We start from the raw sequence: 13,481 nt of genomic DNA on the forward strand, positions 1-13,481 counted from the left end.
GCATGAATCGAATCTGAACAACCGCACGCACTTGAAAGCCCGGCCGCGAAACCGGAGACTCGCGCCCATGGATCGCTACGCCGTCATCGGCCACCCCGTCGAACACAGCCGCTCGCCGCGCATCCATGCGCTGTTCGCGCGCCAGACGGGGCAGGCGCTGCGCTACGAGAAGCTGCCGGCGCCGCTGGACGATTTCGCCGGCACGGTCCGGCGTTTCCAGGCCGCCGGCGGGCGCGGCGCCAATGTCACCCTGCCCTTCAAGCTCGAGGCACTGGCGCTCTGCGACCAGGCGAGCGAGCGCGCCCGGCGTGCCGGCGCGGTCAATACGCTGAGCTTCGCGGCCGACGGCCGCATCCAGGGCGACAACACCGACGGCGCCGGCCTGCTGCGCGACCTGACGGTGAATCTGGGCCTGTCGCTCGCGGGCCTGCGCATCCTGTTGCTGGGCGCCGGCGGGGCAGTGCGTGGCGTGCTGCAGCCGCTGCTGGAGGCTGCGCCCGCGGAACTACGCATCGCCAACCGCACCCCGGCCAAGGCACTGGTGCTGGCGGAAGACTTCGGTGGCGCACCGCTCGAAGGCGGCGGCTATGCGGAACTGGAAGGCCGGCAGTACGACCTGATCATCAACGGTACCTCCAGCGGACTGGCGGGCGAGCTGCCGCCGCTGCCGGAGGATGTGCTGATGCCCGGCGGCGTCTGCTACGACATGCTCTATGGGGACGCGCCCACCCCGTTCCTGCGCTGGGCCTTGGCGCACGGCGCCGGCGTCGCGGCGGACGGGCTGGGCATGCTGGTGGAACAGGCGGCGGAATCCTTCCTGATCTGGCGCGGCGTGCGCCCCGAGACCCGGCCGGTACTCAAGCAGCTGCGCGCGGAGCTCTAAGCCCGTTCAGTGATGCGCCGGCGCATCGGCCGGCAGGACTTCCAGCACCGCGGCCGGCGTCTTGTAGTCCTCGAGCGTCCGGCCCTCGGCCGGGATGTCCGCCCAATCGATGCGGCCCCGCTCGCAGAACTGCGCCACCTTGAAGTACAACGGGCCGGGCGCTTCCGGCAGGCGCAGGCGGATCACGAATTCGTCGTAGTGGGCGTCGGGCAGCGGCCCGCCGCGCCAGCTGACCGCGGCCACGTCCTCGGTGATGGTCCGGCCATGGCTCCGGTAAGGCACGGCGAGCTTCTCGATGCGCGTGGCCAGGCTCCAGCCCGGCTTGGGCATCGGCTTGGCCCCCGTCACCCCCGGCGGCAGCGTCACGGTCAGGCCGATGGTCGGTGATCCTGCGCAGCCGTGACCGACGCGGAACACGGCCTTGTAATGACTGCCGGCCGGTGCGCTCGGCTGTTCCAGAGTGACGTGCGCGATTGCCAACGCGTGCGCGAACATGAGTAGGCCGGCCAGGCCCGGGCGCAAAGAAGTCATCGGAGCGTTCTCTAGGTTGAAGATTTGTCGGAGTCGCCCATCTGGCGGCGCTGAGCCTCGACCTCCTTGTAGCCCGGCACCAGCACGCGCGCAGCGATGATGCCCAGTTCGAACAGCAGATACATCGGCACCGCCAGCAGCGTTTGCGAGAACACGTCCGGCGGCGTCAGCAACATGCCGACGATGAAGCAGCCGATCAGCACATAACCGCGCGCCGCGGTGAGCTGGCTGGGCATGACCACGCCGGCCCAGACCAGCAGCACGATCGCCACGGGGGTCTCGAAAGCCAGGCCGAAAGCCAGGAACATGCCCAGCACGAAATCGAGGTAGTGGCGGATGTCGGTCATCACCGTCACATGCGCCGGCGCGATGCTGACAAAGAAGCCAAACACCATCGGCAGTACCAGGAAGTAGGCGAAGGCCATGCCGAGATAGAACAGCAGCGTGCTGGACACCAGGAGCGGCAGAATCAAGCGGCGCTCGCTCTGGTACAGCCCCGGCGCGACGAAGGCCCAGGTCTGGTATAGCAGCCAGGGCATGGACAGGATCACCGCCAGCACCAGCGCCAGTTTGAACGGCGTCAGGAAGGGCGAGGCCACCTCGGTGGCAATCATGGCGCTGCCGGCCGGAAGTTTATCCAGCAGCGGCCCGGCGACGAAGTTGAAGATCTCGCCGGCATAGAAGGCCAGCGGCGCGAACACCACCAGCACGCCGATGATCATGCGCAGCAGCCGGTTGCGCAGCTCCAGAAGGTGCGCGATCAGCGGCTGCTCGGGCAGCGGCTCATTCACGGCGCGTGTCGTTCGGCGGTGTCGCGGTGTCGTCTACCGGCGCCTTCAGTTCGCGCTGCAGATCGCGGGCCTGCTCGCGCAGCGCCTGCGCCTGCACCTCGCGCTCCAGCTCGCTGGAGAAATGCCGGACATAGGATCGGGCGCGACCGGCCCACAGCCCCAGCGTGCGCGCGGCCTTGGGCAGGCGCTCGGGGCCGAGCACCACCAGCGCCACCACGCCGATCAGCACCAGCTCCCAGAATCCGATCTCGAACATGTGGCGTGCGGCGCCGGGCGCCGCGCTTACTTGCTGTCGTCCGGCTTCTGCTCGGGCAGGCCCGGCTTGGCCAGCTCGTTGCGCTTTTGCTCGGCGTCCTGTTCGCCTTCCTTCATGGACTTGCGGAAGTTGTGGATCGCCGCGCCGAGGTCGCCGCCCATGTTGCGCAGCTTCTTGGTGCCGAAGATCAGCACCACGATGGCCAGGATGATGAGCAGTTCCCAGATACTGATGCCGCCTAAACCCATGGTGATGACTCCTGCCGCTAACGCTTGCCGCGCGCGGCCTTTTCGTCCAGACCGGATACCCCGAAGCGCTGCGCCAGTTCATCGAGCACCGCGTCGGGCGTTAGCCCCTGGTGTTTGAGCAGCACCAGGGTATGGAACCACAGATCGGCGACCTCGTGCGTGAGCTGTCGGGCGTCGCCGGCCTTGGCCGCCAGCACGGTTTCGGTCGCCTCCTCACCGACTTTTTTCAGAATGGCATCGAGCCCGTCGCGATACAGTCGCGCCACGTAGGACTGCTCGGGATCGGCCTTGCGGCGCGCGTCCAGCACGGCGTCGAGGCGCTGCAGGATGTCGGGCGTGTCGCTCACTTACGGTAAATCTCCTCGGGTGCCTTGAGCACCGGATCCGCGGCGACCCAGCGCCCGTCCTCGAGCCGCTGAAAGAAACAGCTGTGGCGTCCGGTGTGGCAGGCGATGCCGCCGACCTGCTCGACGACCAGCAGCAGGCTGTCGTTGTCGCAGTCCAGGCGGATTTCGCGGACCCGCTGCACATGGCCCGATTCCTCGCCCTTTTGCCACAGTTTGCGGCGCGAGCGCGACCAGTATATGGCAAGGCCGCTTCTCGCCGTCTGCGCCAGGGCCTCCCGGTTCATCCAGGCCTGGGTCAGCAGCCGGCCGGAGCCGGCTTCCTGCGCGACCACCGGCACCAGTCCGTCGGCGTTCCAGGCGACCTGCTCGATCCAGTCGGGATAGCTCATCTCAGTCGCCTAGCGCCGGACATCGATGCCGCGCGCGGCCAGATAGTCCTTGGCCTCCTGCACGCTGTGCTGGGCGTAATGGAAGATGCTCGCCGCCAGCACCGCGTCGGCATGGCCCTCGGCCAGACCCTGGTACAGGTGCTCCAGCTCGCCGACGCCGCCCGAGGCGATCACCGGCACCGCCACCGCGTCGCTGACCATGCGCGTCAGCTCGAGGTCGAAGCCGCTCTTGGTGCCGTCCTTGTCCATGCTGGTCAGCAACAGCTCGCCGGCACCGTGGTTGACCATGAGCTGCGCCCAGGCCAGCACGTCCAGGCCGGTGGCCTTGCGCCCGCCATGGGTGAACACCTCCCAGCGCGGCGCGGCTTTCCTGCGCCGGCCGACACGCTTGGCGTCGATTGCAACGACAATGCACTGCGAGCCGAAACGCTCCGCAGCCTCGGCCACGAACGCCGGATTCTCCACCGCGCTGGTGTTGATCGAGACCTTGTCCGCGCCAGCCGAGAGCAGGCGGCGGATGTCGGCGGTCGTGCGCACGCCGCCGCCGACGGTGAGCGGGATGAACACCTGCCCGGCCACCGCCTCGACCACCTTGAACAGCGTCTCGCGCTTCTCGGCGCTGGCGGTGATGTCGAGGAACACCAGCTCATCGGCGCCTTCCTGATCGTAGCGACGCGCCACCTCGACCGGGTCGCCGGCGTCGCGGATATGCTCGAATTTCACACCCTTGACCACCCGCCCCTTGTCGATGTCCAGGCAGGGGATCACGCGCTTGGCCAGGCTCACGTCGTCTCCCCGGTGAGCTCGTCCACCAGCTTCTGGCAGGCCGCCAGGTCGAGATCACCCTCGTACAGTGCCCGCCCGATGATCGCGCCGGCGATGCCGTCCTCGGCCGCGGCGCAGAGCTGACGGATGTCATCGAGCGTGCTGACGCCGCCCGAAGCGATCACCGGGATGGTGATGGCGCGCGCCAGCGCGCGCGTGGACTCGAGATTGACACCCTGCATCATGCCGTCGCGGCCGATGTCGGTGTAGACGATGGCCTCGACGCCGTCGCGCTCGAAGTGCCGGGCCAGGTCCACCACGTCATGGTTGGACAGCTTGGACCAGCCGTCGATCGCCACCTTGCCGTCCTTCGCGTCCAGGCCGACGATGATGTGCTTGGGCCAGGCCGCGCACAGGTCGCTGACGAAGTGCGGCGCGCTGGCGGCCTTGGTACCGATGATCACCCACTGCACACCGGCGTTGAGATAGGCCTCGGCCGACTCCTCGTCGCGGATGCCGCCGCCGACCTGTATCGGCAGCTGGGGGAAGGCTTCGACAATCCGGGCCACCACCGCGGCATTGACCGGCTTGCCACTGGCGGCGCCGTCCAGGTCCACCAGGTGCAGCCGGCGCGCACCGGCCTCGACCCAGCGTTTCGCCACGGCGACCGGGTCGTCGGAGAACACCGTCACGTCGTCCATGCGCCCCTGGCGCAGGCGCACGCACTTGCCGTCCTTGATGTCGATGGCGGGGATGATCAACATGGCACGTTTCGTTTAAGCCTTACCGTCCCACTGCAGGAAATTGGCCAGCAGGGTCAGCCCGGCGCTCTGGCTCTTCTCGGGATGAAACTGTACCGCCAGCAGATTATCCCGCAACAACACCGAGCAGAACCGCTGCCCGTACTCGGTGGTACCGAAACAGTGCGCGGGCTCTGCGGGCTGCACGTAATAGCTGTGCACGAAATAGAAGGATGCCTGTGGGGCGATGCCCCGCCACAGCGGGTGCGAGCGCACGGGCCGTACCTGATTCCAGCCCATGTGCGGCACTTTCAGGCGCCCGACCTCGCCGGCGACCGGGTCGGGGAAGCGCCGCACCTCGCCGGGGAACAGCCCCAGCGCCTCGGTGCCGTCGTTCTCCTCGCTGTGCGCCAGCATGGCCTGCATGCCCAGGCAGATGCCCAGCATCGGCACCTGACCGGCGGCCTCCTTGATCAGCCCGACCAGCTCGAGCCGGCGCAGCTCGTCCATGCAGTGGCGGATGGCACCCACACCCGGCAGCACCAGCCGGTCGGCACGGCGCAGCTTGTCGGGGTCATAGCTGATCTCGACGCGCTCACCGGCCGACACGCGCTCGAGCGCCTTGGCGATCGAGTGCAGATTGCCCATGCCGTAGTCAATGACACCGATGGTGGCCATAACCGCAAGACGAAGCAGGACGCTGCTTAATCTTCTCCGGGGGGTAAGCCCGCGCAGCGGGCGCATGCCTGCGCGTAGCGCATGTCAAAGCGTGCCCTTGGTGGACGGCATCACCTCGCCCAACCGCTGGTCGCGGCTGACGGCCATGCGCAGCGCACGGCCGAAGGCCTTGAACACGGTCTCGGCGATGTGGTGCGCATTGCGCCCCCGCAGACAGTCGATGTGCACCGTCACCTGGGCATGATTGACGAAGCCCTGGAAGAACTCGCGCACCAGGTCCACGTCGAACTCGGCAATGCGCGCGCGCGGGTAGTCCACCTGGTATTCCAGGCCCGGCCGGCCGGAGCAGTCCAGCACTACGCGCGACAACGCCTCGTCCAGCGGCACATAGGCATGGCCGTAGCGCAGGATGCCCTTCTTGTCGCCCAGCGCCTTGGCGAAGGCCTGGCCCAGGGTGATGCCGATGTCCTCGACCGTGTGGTGGGCGTCGATCTGCAGGTCGCCCCTGGCGCGCACGCTGAGGTCGATCAGGCCGTGCCGGGCGACCTGGTCGAGCATGTGCTCGAGAAACGGCAGGCCGGTCTCGAAGGTCGCGCGACCGGTACCGTCCAGGTTGACAGATACCTCGATCTGGGTTTCCAGCGTGTCGCGCCGGAGGCTGGCTGTGCGTGCTGACATGATTTACAAGGCTCGGGAAGGGGTCATCCCGGGGGGCGCAGTGTCCGTGAGGGCTGCCGGTGGAGATGTCGGTGTGCCAACGGAAAGGCCCTTAGCATAACGCAGTCAGCGCGTGCTGAGCCAGAAGCTCACCGGGCCGTCATTGATCAGGCTCACCTGCATGTCCGCGCCGAAGCGTCCGCTCGCCACCGGGGCATGGCGGGCGCGGGCCCGTTCCAGCAGCCCCAGGAACAGGGCTTCGGCCTGTGCCGGCGGTGCCGCGGGCGTGAAGCTGGGCCGGTTACCCTTGCGGGTGTCGGCGGCGAGCGTGAACTGCGGCACCAGCAGCAGGCCGCCGCCGACCTCGCGCAGGCTCAGGTTCATGCGCCCCGCCGCGTCCGGGAACACGCGGTAGTCGAGCAGGCGCTCGAGCAGCCGCTCGGCATCCGCCTCACCGTCCTCGTGAACCACCCCGATCAATACCAGCAGCCCTCGGCCGATGGCGCCCACGGTCACGCCATTGACATCCACCCGCGCCTGGCTGACACGCTGCAGAAATCCGATCACCCGATCCTCCGTGGCGTTGTAGGGCCAAACCTACACCAAGTGCAGCGCTTGGCCGACTGCCTGCGCACAGGCGTCCTGACATACTGCCGCTCGCACGCGGTCAGAGACAAGGAAACAGGAAGCGTTTTGAAGACCGCGGCACAGGGAAGACCGGACGTTCAGGAAGAACAGGATGATCGCCGCTTCAGGGATGAAGCACTGAACACCCCAATCGCCGGCATCCGCCCGGCCCCCTTGGCCCGGCCTCCCCAGCCGGGTTTTTTGTTTCCACCCGCCTGCGCCGCTTACAATGCGGCAGCACATAATTCCCAGGTTCCCACCCATGCCCCAGTTGCTGAAACTTCTGGGCAGGCTGCCGCTGCCCCTGCTGCATCTGCTCGGCGTGACGATCGGCACTCTGCTGTGGTGGCTGCCGAGCAAGCGCAGGCGGGTGGCGCTGCGCAACATCTCCGCCTGCCTGCCGGAACTGGCGCCCGCCGAGCAGCGCCGCCTGGCCCACCGGGCGCTGATCCATGAAGTGCTGACGCTGCTGGAGTGTCCGTATCTGTGGTTCGCACCCGCCGAGAAGGTGCTGGCGCTGATCCGCGAGCGGCGCGGTGCAGAGCTGGTAGACCAGGCGCTACGACAGGGCAAAGGCGTGATTTTGCTGACACCTCATCTGGGCTCCTGGGAGGCGGCCGGGATGACGCAACCCCTGCTGCATCCGCTGACAGCGCTATACAAGCCGCAGAAGGGCGCCGTCAACCGCGTGATCTACCAAGGCCGCGCGCGTTTCGGCTGCAAGCTGGTCGCCACCGAGGGCGGCAAGATGCGCCAGGTGCTGCGACCGCTGCTGCAGAACCATGAAGCCGTGTACTTCATGCCGGACCAGGACCCGCCGCAGGGTCGCGGGGTGTTCGTACCCTTCTTCGGCGTGCTCGCGCACACGCCGGTACTGGTATCCAAGCTGGTGCAGCACACCGGCGCACCGGTCGTATATTTCTACGGCGAGCGGCTGCCCTGGGGGCGTGGCTTCATCGTGCATTACCGGCCCGCGCCGCCGCAGATCCACGACCCCGACCTTATGATCTCCGCCGCCGCGGTCAATGCCGGCCTCGAGGCCTGCATTCGCGAGTGCCCTGAGCAATACTGGTGGGGCTACGAGCGCTTCCGCCGGCGCCCGCCGGGCGAGCGCGGTTTCTACTGACAGCCCAAACACAGCGACGCGCGCGCCCGCGCGCGAGCGGGAGGACTCATCCGTGAAACGCCGCGATCTCATCAAGTCACTCGGCGCCGGCACGCTGCTGGCCGGCGGCCTGGCCGCCTGCGGCCGGCAGACGGCCGGCCCTGCGGGGGCCGACGGACCGCGCGCCAAGCTGCGCTGGAACATGGTCACCACCTGGCCCAAGAACTTCCCCGGTCTGGGCAGCGGCGCCGAATACCTGGCCAAGCTCATCGGCGAGTTGAGCGAAGGGCGCCTCACGGTGCACGTCTACGGTGCCGGCGAGCGCGTGCCGGCGCTGGAGGTGTTCGACGCGGTGTCGCGCGGCGCGGCGGAAATGGGCCATGGCGCCGCCTACTATTGGAAGGGCAAATCGCCGGCCGCGCCCTTCTTCACCTCGGTGCCCTTCGGCCTGACCGCGCAGGAAATGAACGGCTGGCTGTATTTCGGCGGCGGACTGGAACTGTGGCGCGAGCTGTACGCGCCCTTCAATCTGATTCCCTTCGAGGCCGGCAACACCGGCACGCAGATGGGCGGCTGGTTCCGCCGCGAGATCCGCTCGCTGGCCGACCTCAAGGGCCTGAAGATGCGCATCCCGGGGCTCGGCGGCGAGGTGCTGCAGCGGCTCGGCGTCACCACGGTCAACATCCCGGGCGGCGAGCTGTTCACGGCGATGCAGTCCGGCACCATCGACGCCACCGAGTGGGTCGGACCCTATAACGACCTCGCTTTCGGCCTGCACAAGACCGCCCGGTATTACTACTATCCCGGCTGGCAGGAGCCGGGACCGACGCTCGAATGCATCGTCAACAAGCAGGCGTTCGAGGCCCTGCCCGCGGACCTGCAGGCCGTGATCCGCTGCGCCTGCCAGGCCACCGGCCTGAACATGCTGGCCGAATACGCCGCACGCAACCAGGCCGCGCTCGACACGCTGGTGCGCGAACACGGCGTGCAGCTGCGGCCTTTCCCTGACGATGTGATGCAAGCGCTGCGCGAGACCTCGGCGCAGGTGCTCAAAGAGCTGGTCGCCAACGACGCCTTCAGCCGCAAGGTCTACGACTCGGTCGAACGGTTCCGTCGCAACTCGGTCGCCGCCACCGCCATCGCCGAGAAGGCCTATCTCGATAGGCGCGGGCTCGAGAGCCGCTAGTTGCCGTAGACGGCAACCGGCAGCCAGGTGGCCAGCGACGGCCAGAAGGCCACCAGCGCCAGCACCGTCAGCTGGATCAGGATGAAGGGCACCACGCCGCGGTAGATATCCAGCGTGCGCACCTGCGGCGGTGCCACCCCGCGCAGGTAGAACAGCGCGAAGCCGAACGGCGGGGTCAGGAACGAGGTCTGCAGGTTGACCGCCATCATCACCCCCAGCCAGACCGGATCCAGGCCCATCGCCAGCAGTACCGGGCCGACGATCGGCACCACCACGAAGATGATCTCGATGAAGTCGAGGATGAAGCCCAGCAGGAACATCAGCAGCATCACCACGAACATCGCGCCGAAGGCGCCACCCGGCAGGCCTTGCAGCAACCGGTGGACCAGCTCGTCGCCATGGAAGGCGCCGAACACCAGCGAGAACAGCGAGGCGCCGATCAGGATCATGAACACCATGCTGCTGACCTGCGCAGTGCCCTGCACCACCTCGCGCAGCTGGGCCAGGCCGAGCTGGCGGCGCAGCGCCGCGAGCAGCAGCGCGCCGACCGCGCCGACCGCAGCCGCCTCGGTCGGCGTGGCGATGCCGGCCATGATCGAGCCCAGTACCGCGACGATGAGCAGCAGCGGCGGCAACAGACCCGCGAGCAGCAGGCGGCCAAGGCCTGCAGCGTGGTGTTGCGCGCGCTCGGCAGACGGCATCGCCGGCATCCGTTGCGGCTGCCACCAGGCCACGGCGATGAGATACAGGATATAGACCACCACCAGCAGCAGGCCGGGAATGATCGCGCCCACGAACAGGTCGCCGACCGAAACGGTTTCTGCGGCGTAAATACCCATGCTGTTCTGCGCCTGCTGGTAGGCGGAGGACAGCACGTCACCGAGCATCACCAGAATGATGGACGGCGGGATGATCTGGCCCAGCGTGCCGGCGGCGCAGATCGTGCCCGAGGCCAGCGCCGGGTCGTAGCCACGGCGCAGCATGGTCGGCAACGACAGCAGGCCCATGGTGACGACGGTGGCCCCGACAATCCCGGTACTGGCCGCCAGCAGCATGCCCACCAACACCACCGCGATGCCCAGCCCCCCGCGCAGCGGCCCGAACAGCAGGGCCATGGAGTCCAGCAGCTGCTCGGCCAGCTTGCTGCGCTCCAGCATCACGCCCATGAACACGAACAGCGGCACCGCGATCAGGGTTTCGTTGGTCATGATGCCGAATACGCGACTGGGCGCCGCCAGCAGCTCCAGCGGATTGATCGCGCCCAGCAGCGTACCGGCGCCGGCAAAGGCCAGCGCCACACCGCCGAGCGTGAAGGCCACCGGATAGCCGAGCATCAGCGCGACGCATACGCAAGCGAACATCAGTAGCGCGAGCCACTCCATGGCTAGGCGTCCCGGCTGCCGCGCAGGCGGGCGACGAGGGACAGCGCCTGCGCCAGCGCCTGCAGCACCAGTTGCGCTGTCATCACCAGGATCAGCGTCTTGAGCAGGTAGACATAGGGCAGCCCGCCGGGCTGTGCGGAGGCCTCGCGGATGCGCCAGGCATCGGCCACGAAGCCGAGGCTGGCGGCGAACAGGAACAGCGCCACCGGCAGCAGGAACAGCAGGCTGCCGGCCAGGTCGGCCCAGTCCTTGGCGCGCGCGCCCCAGCGCGAGTAGAAAATGTCCACGCGCACGTGGCCGTCGCGGATCAGCGTCCAGGCCGCGGCCAGCATGAACAGCGTGGCATGCAGGTAGGTGACGCTCTCCTGCAGCGCGATCGAGCCGGTGCTGAACAGGTAGCGCAGCAGGACCACCGCGAAGTAGATCGCCACCATGGCCAGCGCCAGCCAGGACACGGCCCTGCCGATGCGCGCATTGAGCGCGGTGATCAGCCCGGCCAGACGCAGCAGCCGCGCCATCAGGGCAGCTCCAGCTGCGGGTGCGCGCGGTGGAAGCGCAGCAGGTCGCGGTACTCGTCCGGGTTCTTGGTGTGGGTCAGCTCGCCGCCGCGCGGGAAGTGCAGGTCGTACAGGCGCGACAGCCAGAAGCGCAGCGCGGCCGCGCGCAGCAGCACCGGCCAGGCGCGGCGCTCCGCGGCCAGCGGCCTGCGCTCGGCCACATAGGCCTGGGTGATGGCGGCATAGCGCCGCGGCTCGACGCGCCCGCCGGGCTGGCTGCACCAGTCGTTGACCGTCACCGCCAGGTCGTAGAGCAGCGCATCGTTGCAGGCGAAGTAGAAATCGATCACACCGGTCAGCTGCGCGCCCAGGAACAGCGCGTTGTCGCGGAACAGATCGGCATGGATCACGCCCTGCGGCAGCGCCTCGCGCTTGAGCCGCGCCTGGAACGCCAGCTCTTCGCGCAGCAGGCCGGCGTCGTCCTCCGACAGGCGCGGCAGCACCTGCGGTGCGGTACGTCCCCACCACTCGGGTCCGCGGTCATTGGCGCGCTGCAGGCGGAACGACTGCCCGGCCAGGTGCAGGTCGCCGAGGATCTTGCCGACCGCGCGGCATTGCTCGACGCTCGGGTCGCGGACGGTGACACCCTCCAGCTTCTGCACCAGCGCCGCCGGCCGCCCGCACAGCCGCGACAGAAACCGTCCCTGCGCATTGGCCACCGGCCGCGGCGCAGGAATACCGCGCAGCGCGAGGTGGTCCATCAGTGCCAGGAAATACGGCAGGTCGGCTTCCGCCGCGCGCTCGAACAGGGTCAGCACCCAGTGGCCGTCGCGGGTATTGACGAAGTAGTTGGTGTTCTCGATGCCGTCCTTGATGCCCTCGTAGCCGATCAGGTCGCCGACCGGATAGCCGCGCAGGAACTCCTGCAGCGCGGGGCGCGAGACCTTGGTGTAGACCGACATAGGGAAGACGGGCTGGAAACCGGCCCTGCATGATAACCGAGCCGTCGCGGGCCCAGCCAGCCGCGCAGTCATCGGCCCGGGTCGATCCGCTTGAGGAACACCCGCATTTCCTTGGCCGCCTGCCGATCGCCGCGCGCCTCGGCCACGGCGATGCCGCGGGCATAGGCCGCGGCCGCCTCCTCGCGACGGCCGGCCTCGGCCAGCGCGCGGCCGTACAGCTTCCACGCGGCGGAGTAGTCCGGATCCAGCGCCACCGCGCGCGCCAGATGGTCGGCAGCCGCCTGCGCCTCACCCGCCTTCAGGCACAGCTCGCCCAGCGTGAAGCGCAGCAGCGCGCCGTCCTGGCCCTTTGCCAGCAGCGCCTCGAGATTCTCCCGCATGCTTTTCATGCGCTTCGCGCAGGCATACGGTCGCATCCGCGACCGTACCCACAACAAGCAAGACGCAAGGCTATCTCCGCCAGAACGCGGGGGTCAGGACGGCCAGCAACGTAAACAGCTCCAGGCGCCCGACCAGCATCGCGAAGATGCAGACCCACTTCGCCACCGGCCCGACCGTGGTGAAGTTGGCGGCGACCTCGCCCAGCCCTGGGCCCATGTTGTTGATGCTCAGCGACACCGCGGACAACGCCGTGAGTGGCTCCATGCCCAGCGCCATGAGCACGAACCACAGCAGCAGGAACAGGATCACGTACACGGCGAAGAAGCCGGACACCGCCGCCAGCACCTGCGGCGAGACCGCGCGCCCGCCGATCTTGACCGGGATCTCGGCCGATGGGTGCACGATGCGCAGGATCTCGCGGTAGCCGTATTTGGCCAGCAGCACGATGCGGATCACCTTCATACCGCCGCCGGTGGAGCCGGCCGAAGAGCAAAAGGCGCTGCTCATGATCAGGATGATCGGCAGTGCGCCCGGCCATAACGTGTAGTCGGCGGTAACGAAGCCGGTGCTGGTGGCGAACGACACCAGCTGGAAGCTGCCGAAGCGCAGCGACTCCAGCAGGCTGTCGTAGCGGCCATGAAAATACAGGCTGAGGCTCACCAGCAGGGCCAGCAGGCCGAGGAAGCTGACATAGACCAGGAACTCGGAATCGTTCAAGTAGATGCGCGCCGTACCGCGGTGCAGGGCCATAAAGTGCAGTGAGAAATTGCTGGCGCCCACGACCATGAAAAGTATGGCGATGCTCTCGATGAGCGCGCTGTTGTAATAGCCCAGGCTGGCGTCGTAGTTGGCAAATCCGCCGGTCGAGAGCGTGGCGAAGGCGTGGCAGACGGCGTCGAACGGACTCATGCCGGCCAACCAGTACGCGAGGATGCATAGGCTGGTGACCATCGCATAGACCAGCCACAGTGCACGCGCGGTCTCAGTAATGCGCGGGGTCAGCTTGCTGTCCTTCATCGGGCCCGGCGTCTCGGCCCGGTACAGTTGCATGCCGCC

19 protein-coding genes are annotated in these 13,481 nt (G+C 67.9%); 3 read left to right on the forward strand and 16 right to left on the reverse strand.

The annotated features are described in order from the left end of the window. The first annotated feature begins 67 nt into the window (after positions 1 to 67). Entirely contained in the window at positions 68 to 883 is an 816-nt protein-coding gene (gene aroE, locus VNJ47_04565; protein HXG28105.1) for a shikimate dehydrogenase, read from the forward strand. A gap of 6 nt (positions 884 to 889) precedes the next feature. Here the strand turns inward: aroE and VNJ47_04570 are convergent, their stop codons facing one another. From VNJ47_04570 to dtd, 11 genes are all read right to left on the reverse strand, one after another. Continuing rightward, entirely contained in the window at positions 890 to 1,414 is a 525-nt protein-coding gene (locus VNJ47_04570) for a YcnI family protein (GenBank protein HXG28106.1), read from the reverse strand. An 11-nt stretch (positions 1,415 to 1,425) separates the two neighbouring features. Then, on the reverse strand, positions 1,426 to 2,205 hold the full coding sequence (gene tatC / locus VNJ47_04575; protein ID HXG28107.1) for a twin-arginine translocase subunit TatC: 780 nt from the start codon (positions 2,203 to 2,205) through the stop codon (positions 1,426 to 1,428). Then, complete coding sequence (tatB, locus tag VNJ47_04580; protein ID HXG28108.1) at positions 2,198 to 2,461, reverse strand: Sec-independent protein translocase protein TatB; 264 nt, start codon at positions 2,459 to 2,461, stop codon at positions 2,198 to 2,200. Before tatB ends, tatC begins: the two co-directional genes overlap by 8 nt. Before the next feature lie 26 nt (positions 2,462 to 2,487). After that, positions 2,488 to 2,709, reverse strand: a complete 222-nt coding sequence (locus VNJ47_04585; protein HXG28109.1) for a Sec-independent protein translocase subunit TatA — start codon at positions 2,707 to 2,709, stop codon at positions 2,488 to 2,490. 17 nt (positions 2,710 to 2,726) lie between these two features. Next, positions 2,727 to 3,056 carry a phosphoribosyl-ATP diphosphatase gene (locus VNJ47_04590; GenBank protein ID HXG28110.1) on the reverse strand — a complete coding sequence of 110 codons (330 nt, stop codon included), beginning with the start codon at positions 3,054 to 3,056 and terminating at the stop codon, positions 2,727 to 2,729. After that, positions 3,053 to 3,445, reverse strand: a complete 393-nt coding sequence (gene hisI / locus VNJ47_04595; protein HXG28111.1) for a phosphoribosyl-AMP cyclohydrolase — start codon at positions 3,443 to 3,445, stop codon at positions 3,053 to 3,055. Before hisI ends, VNJ47_04590 begins: the two co-directional genes overlap by 4 nt. 9 nt (positions 3,446 to 3,454) lie before the next feature. After that, complete coding sequence (gene hisF, locus VNJ47_04600; GenBank protein HXG28112.1) at positions 3,455 to 4,231, reverse strand: imidazole glycerol phosphate synthase subunit HisF; 777 nt, start codon at positions 4,229 to 4,231, stop codon at positions 3,455 to 3,457. Then, positions 4,228 to 4,974, reverse strand: coding sequence for a 1-(5-phosphoribosyl)-5-[(5-phosphoribosylamino)methylideneamino]imidazole-4-carboxamide isomerase (gene hisA / locus VNJ47_04605; protein HXG28113.1), 747 nt, complete (start codon positions 4,972 to 4,974; stop codon positions 4,228 to 4,230). Before hisA ends, hisF begins: the two co-directional genes overlap by 4 nt. A gap of 12 nt (positions 4,975 to 4,986) precedes the next feature. Further along, the gene (hisH, locus tag VNJ47_04610; GenBank protein HXG28114.1) at positions 4,987 to 5,628 is read right to left on the reverse strand and encodes an imidazole glycerol phosphate synthase subunit HisH; all 642 of its coding nucleotides are present in this window, start codon (positions 5,626 to 5,628) and stop codon (positions 4,987 to 4,989) included. Between the two features lie 84 nt (positions 5,629 to 5,712). After that, entirely contained in the window at positions 5,713 to 6,306 is a 594-nt protein-coding gene (gene hisB / locus VNJ47_04615) for an imidazoleglycerol-phosphate dehydratase HisB (protein ID HXG28115.1), read from the reverse strand. Between the two features lie 105 nt (positions 6,307 to 6,411). Then, entirely contained in the window at positions 6,412 to 6,852 is a 441-nt protein-coding gene (gene dtd, locus VNJ47_04620; GenBank protein HXG28116.1) for a D-aminoacyl-tRNA deacylase, read from the reverse strand. A 322-nt stretch (positions 6,853 to 7,174) separates the two neighbouring features. Here dtd and VNJ47_04625 point away from each other — a divergent pair, with 322 nt between their 5' ends. Together VNJ47_04625 and dctP are read left to right on the forward strand one after the other, a co-directional pair. Continuing rightward, the gene (locus VNJ47_04625) at positions 7,175 to 8,038 is read left to right on the forward strand and encodes a lysophospholipid acyltransferase family protein (protein ID HXG28117.1); all 864 of its coding nucleotides are present in this window, start codon (positions 7,175 to 7,177) and stop codon (positions 8,036 to 8,038) included. Positions 8,039 to 8,090: 52 nt separating this feature from the next. Then, complete coding sequence (gene dctP / locus VNJ47_04630; GenBank protein ID HXG28118.1) at positions 8,091 to 9,203, forward strand: TRAP transporter substrate-binding protein DctP; 1,113 nt, start codon at positions 8,091 to 8,093, stop codon at positions 9,201 to 9,203. Here dctP and VNJ47_04635 read toward each other — a convergent pair. The 5 genes from VNJ47_04635 to VNJ47_04655 all read right to left on the reverse strand — a co-directional run. Further along, positions 9,200 to 10,585 (reverse strand): TRAP transporter large permease subunit, encoded by a 1,386-nt coding sequence (locus VNJ47_04635; protein ID HXG28119.1) that lies wholly within the window; start codon positions 10,583 to 10,585, stop codon positions 9,200 to 9,202. The two genes, dctP and VNJ47_04635, sit on opposite strands and share 4 nt — an antisense overlap. Before the next feature lie 2 nt (positions 10,586 to 10,587). Beyond that, the gene (locus VNJ47_04640) at positions 10,588 to 11,103 is read right to left on the reverse strand and encodes a TRAP transporter small permease subunit (GenBank protein ID HXG28120.1); all 516 of its coding nucleotides are present in this window, start codon (positions 11,101 to 11,103) and stop codon (positions 10,588 to 10,590) included. Beyond that, a complete protein-coding gene (locus VNJ47_04645) occupies positions 11,103 to 12,044 on the reverse strand; it encodes a homoserine kinase (protein ID HXG28121.1) in 942 nt (313 codons plus the stop codon). Before VNJ47_04645 ends, VNJ47_04640 begins: the two co-directional genes overlap by 1 nt. 68 nt (positions 12,045 to 12,112) lie before the next feature. Then, complete coding sequence (locus tag VNJ47_04650; protein ID HXG28122.1) at positions 12,113 to 12,433, reverse strand: tetratricopeptide repeat protein; 321 nt, start codon at positions 12,431 to 12,433, stop codon at positions 12,113 to 12,115. A gap of 61 nt (positions 12,434 to 12,494) precedes the next feature. Further along, a partial coding sequence (locus tag VNJ47_04655) for a potassium transporter TrkG (GenBank protein HXG28123.1) occupies positions 12,495 to 13,481 on the reverse strand: 987 nt, incomplete at its 5' end.

It is taken from the genome of Nevskiales bacterium (genome assembly GCA_035574475.1).
Classification (GTDB): Bacteria; Pseudomonadota; Gammaproteobacteria; order Nevskiales; family DATLYR01; genus DATLYR01.

Excerpts from the sequence above, each read along its gene's own strand:
- aroE (HXG28105.1), top strand. The coding sequence starts at position 68 with ATGGATCGCTACGCCGTCATCGGCCACCCCGTCGAACACAGCCGCTCG.
- VNJ47_04585 (HXG28109.1), bottom strand. The coding sequence starts at position 2,709 with ATGGGTTTAGGCGGCATCAGTATCTGGGAACTGCTCATCATCCTGGCC.
- VNJ47_04570 (HXG28106.1), bottom strand. The coding sequence starts at position 1,414 with ATGACTTCTTTGCGCCCGGGCCTGGCCGGCCTACTCATGTTCGCGCAC.
- VNJ47_04635 (HXG28119.1), bottom strand. The coding sequence starts at position 10,585 with ATGGAGTGGCTCGCGCTACTGATGTTCGCTTGCGTATGCGTCGCGCTG.
- tatB (HXG28108.1), bottom strand. The coding sequence starts at position 2,461 with ATGTTCGAGATCGGATTCTGGGAGCTGGTGCTGATCGGCGTGGTGGCG.
- hisA (HXG28113.1), bottom strand. The coding sequence starts at position 4,974 with ATGTTGATCATCCCCGCCATCGACATCAAGGACGGCAAGTGCGTGCGC.
- VNJ47_04640 (HXG28120.1), bottom strand. The coding sequence starts at position 11,103 with ATGGCGCGGCTGCTGCGTCTGGCCGGGCTGATCACCGCGCTCAATGCG.
- hisB (HXG28115.1), bottom strand. The coding sequence starts at position 6,306 with ATGTCAGCACGCACAGCCAGCCTCCGGCGCGACACGCTGGAAACCCAG.
- hisH (HXG28114.1), bottom strand. The coding sequence starts at position 5,628 with ATGGCCACCATCGGTGTCATTGACTACGGCATGGGCAATCTGCACTCG.
- VNJ47_04625 (HXG28117.1), top strand. The coding sequence starts at position 7,175 with ATGCCCCAGTTGCTGAAACTTCTGGGCAGGCTGCCGCTGCCCCTGCTG.
- VNJ47_04645 (HXG28121.1), bottom strand. The coding sequence starts at position 12,044 with ATGTCGGTCTACACCAAGGTCTCGCGCCCCGCGCTGCAGGAGTTCCTG.
- hisI (HXG28111.1), bottom strand. The coding sequence starts at position 3,445 with ATGAGCTATCCCGACTGGATCGAGCAGGTCGCCTGGAACGCCGACGGA.
- VNJ47_04650 (HXG28122.1), bottom strand. The coding sequence starts at position 12,433 with ATGAAAAGCATGCGGGAGAATCTCGAGGCGCTGCTGGCAAAGGGCCAG.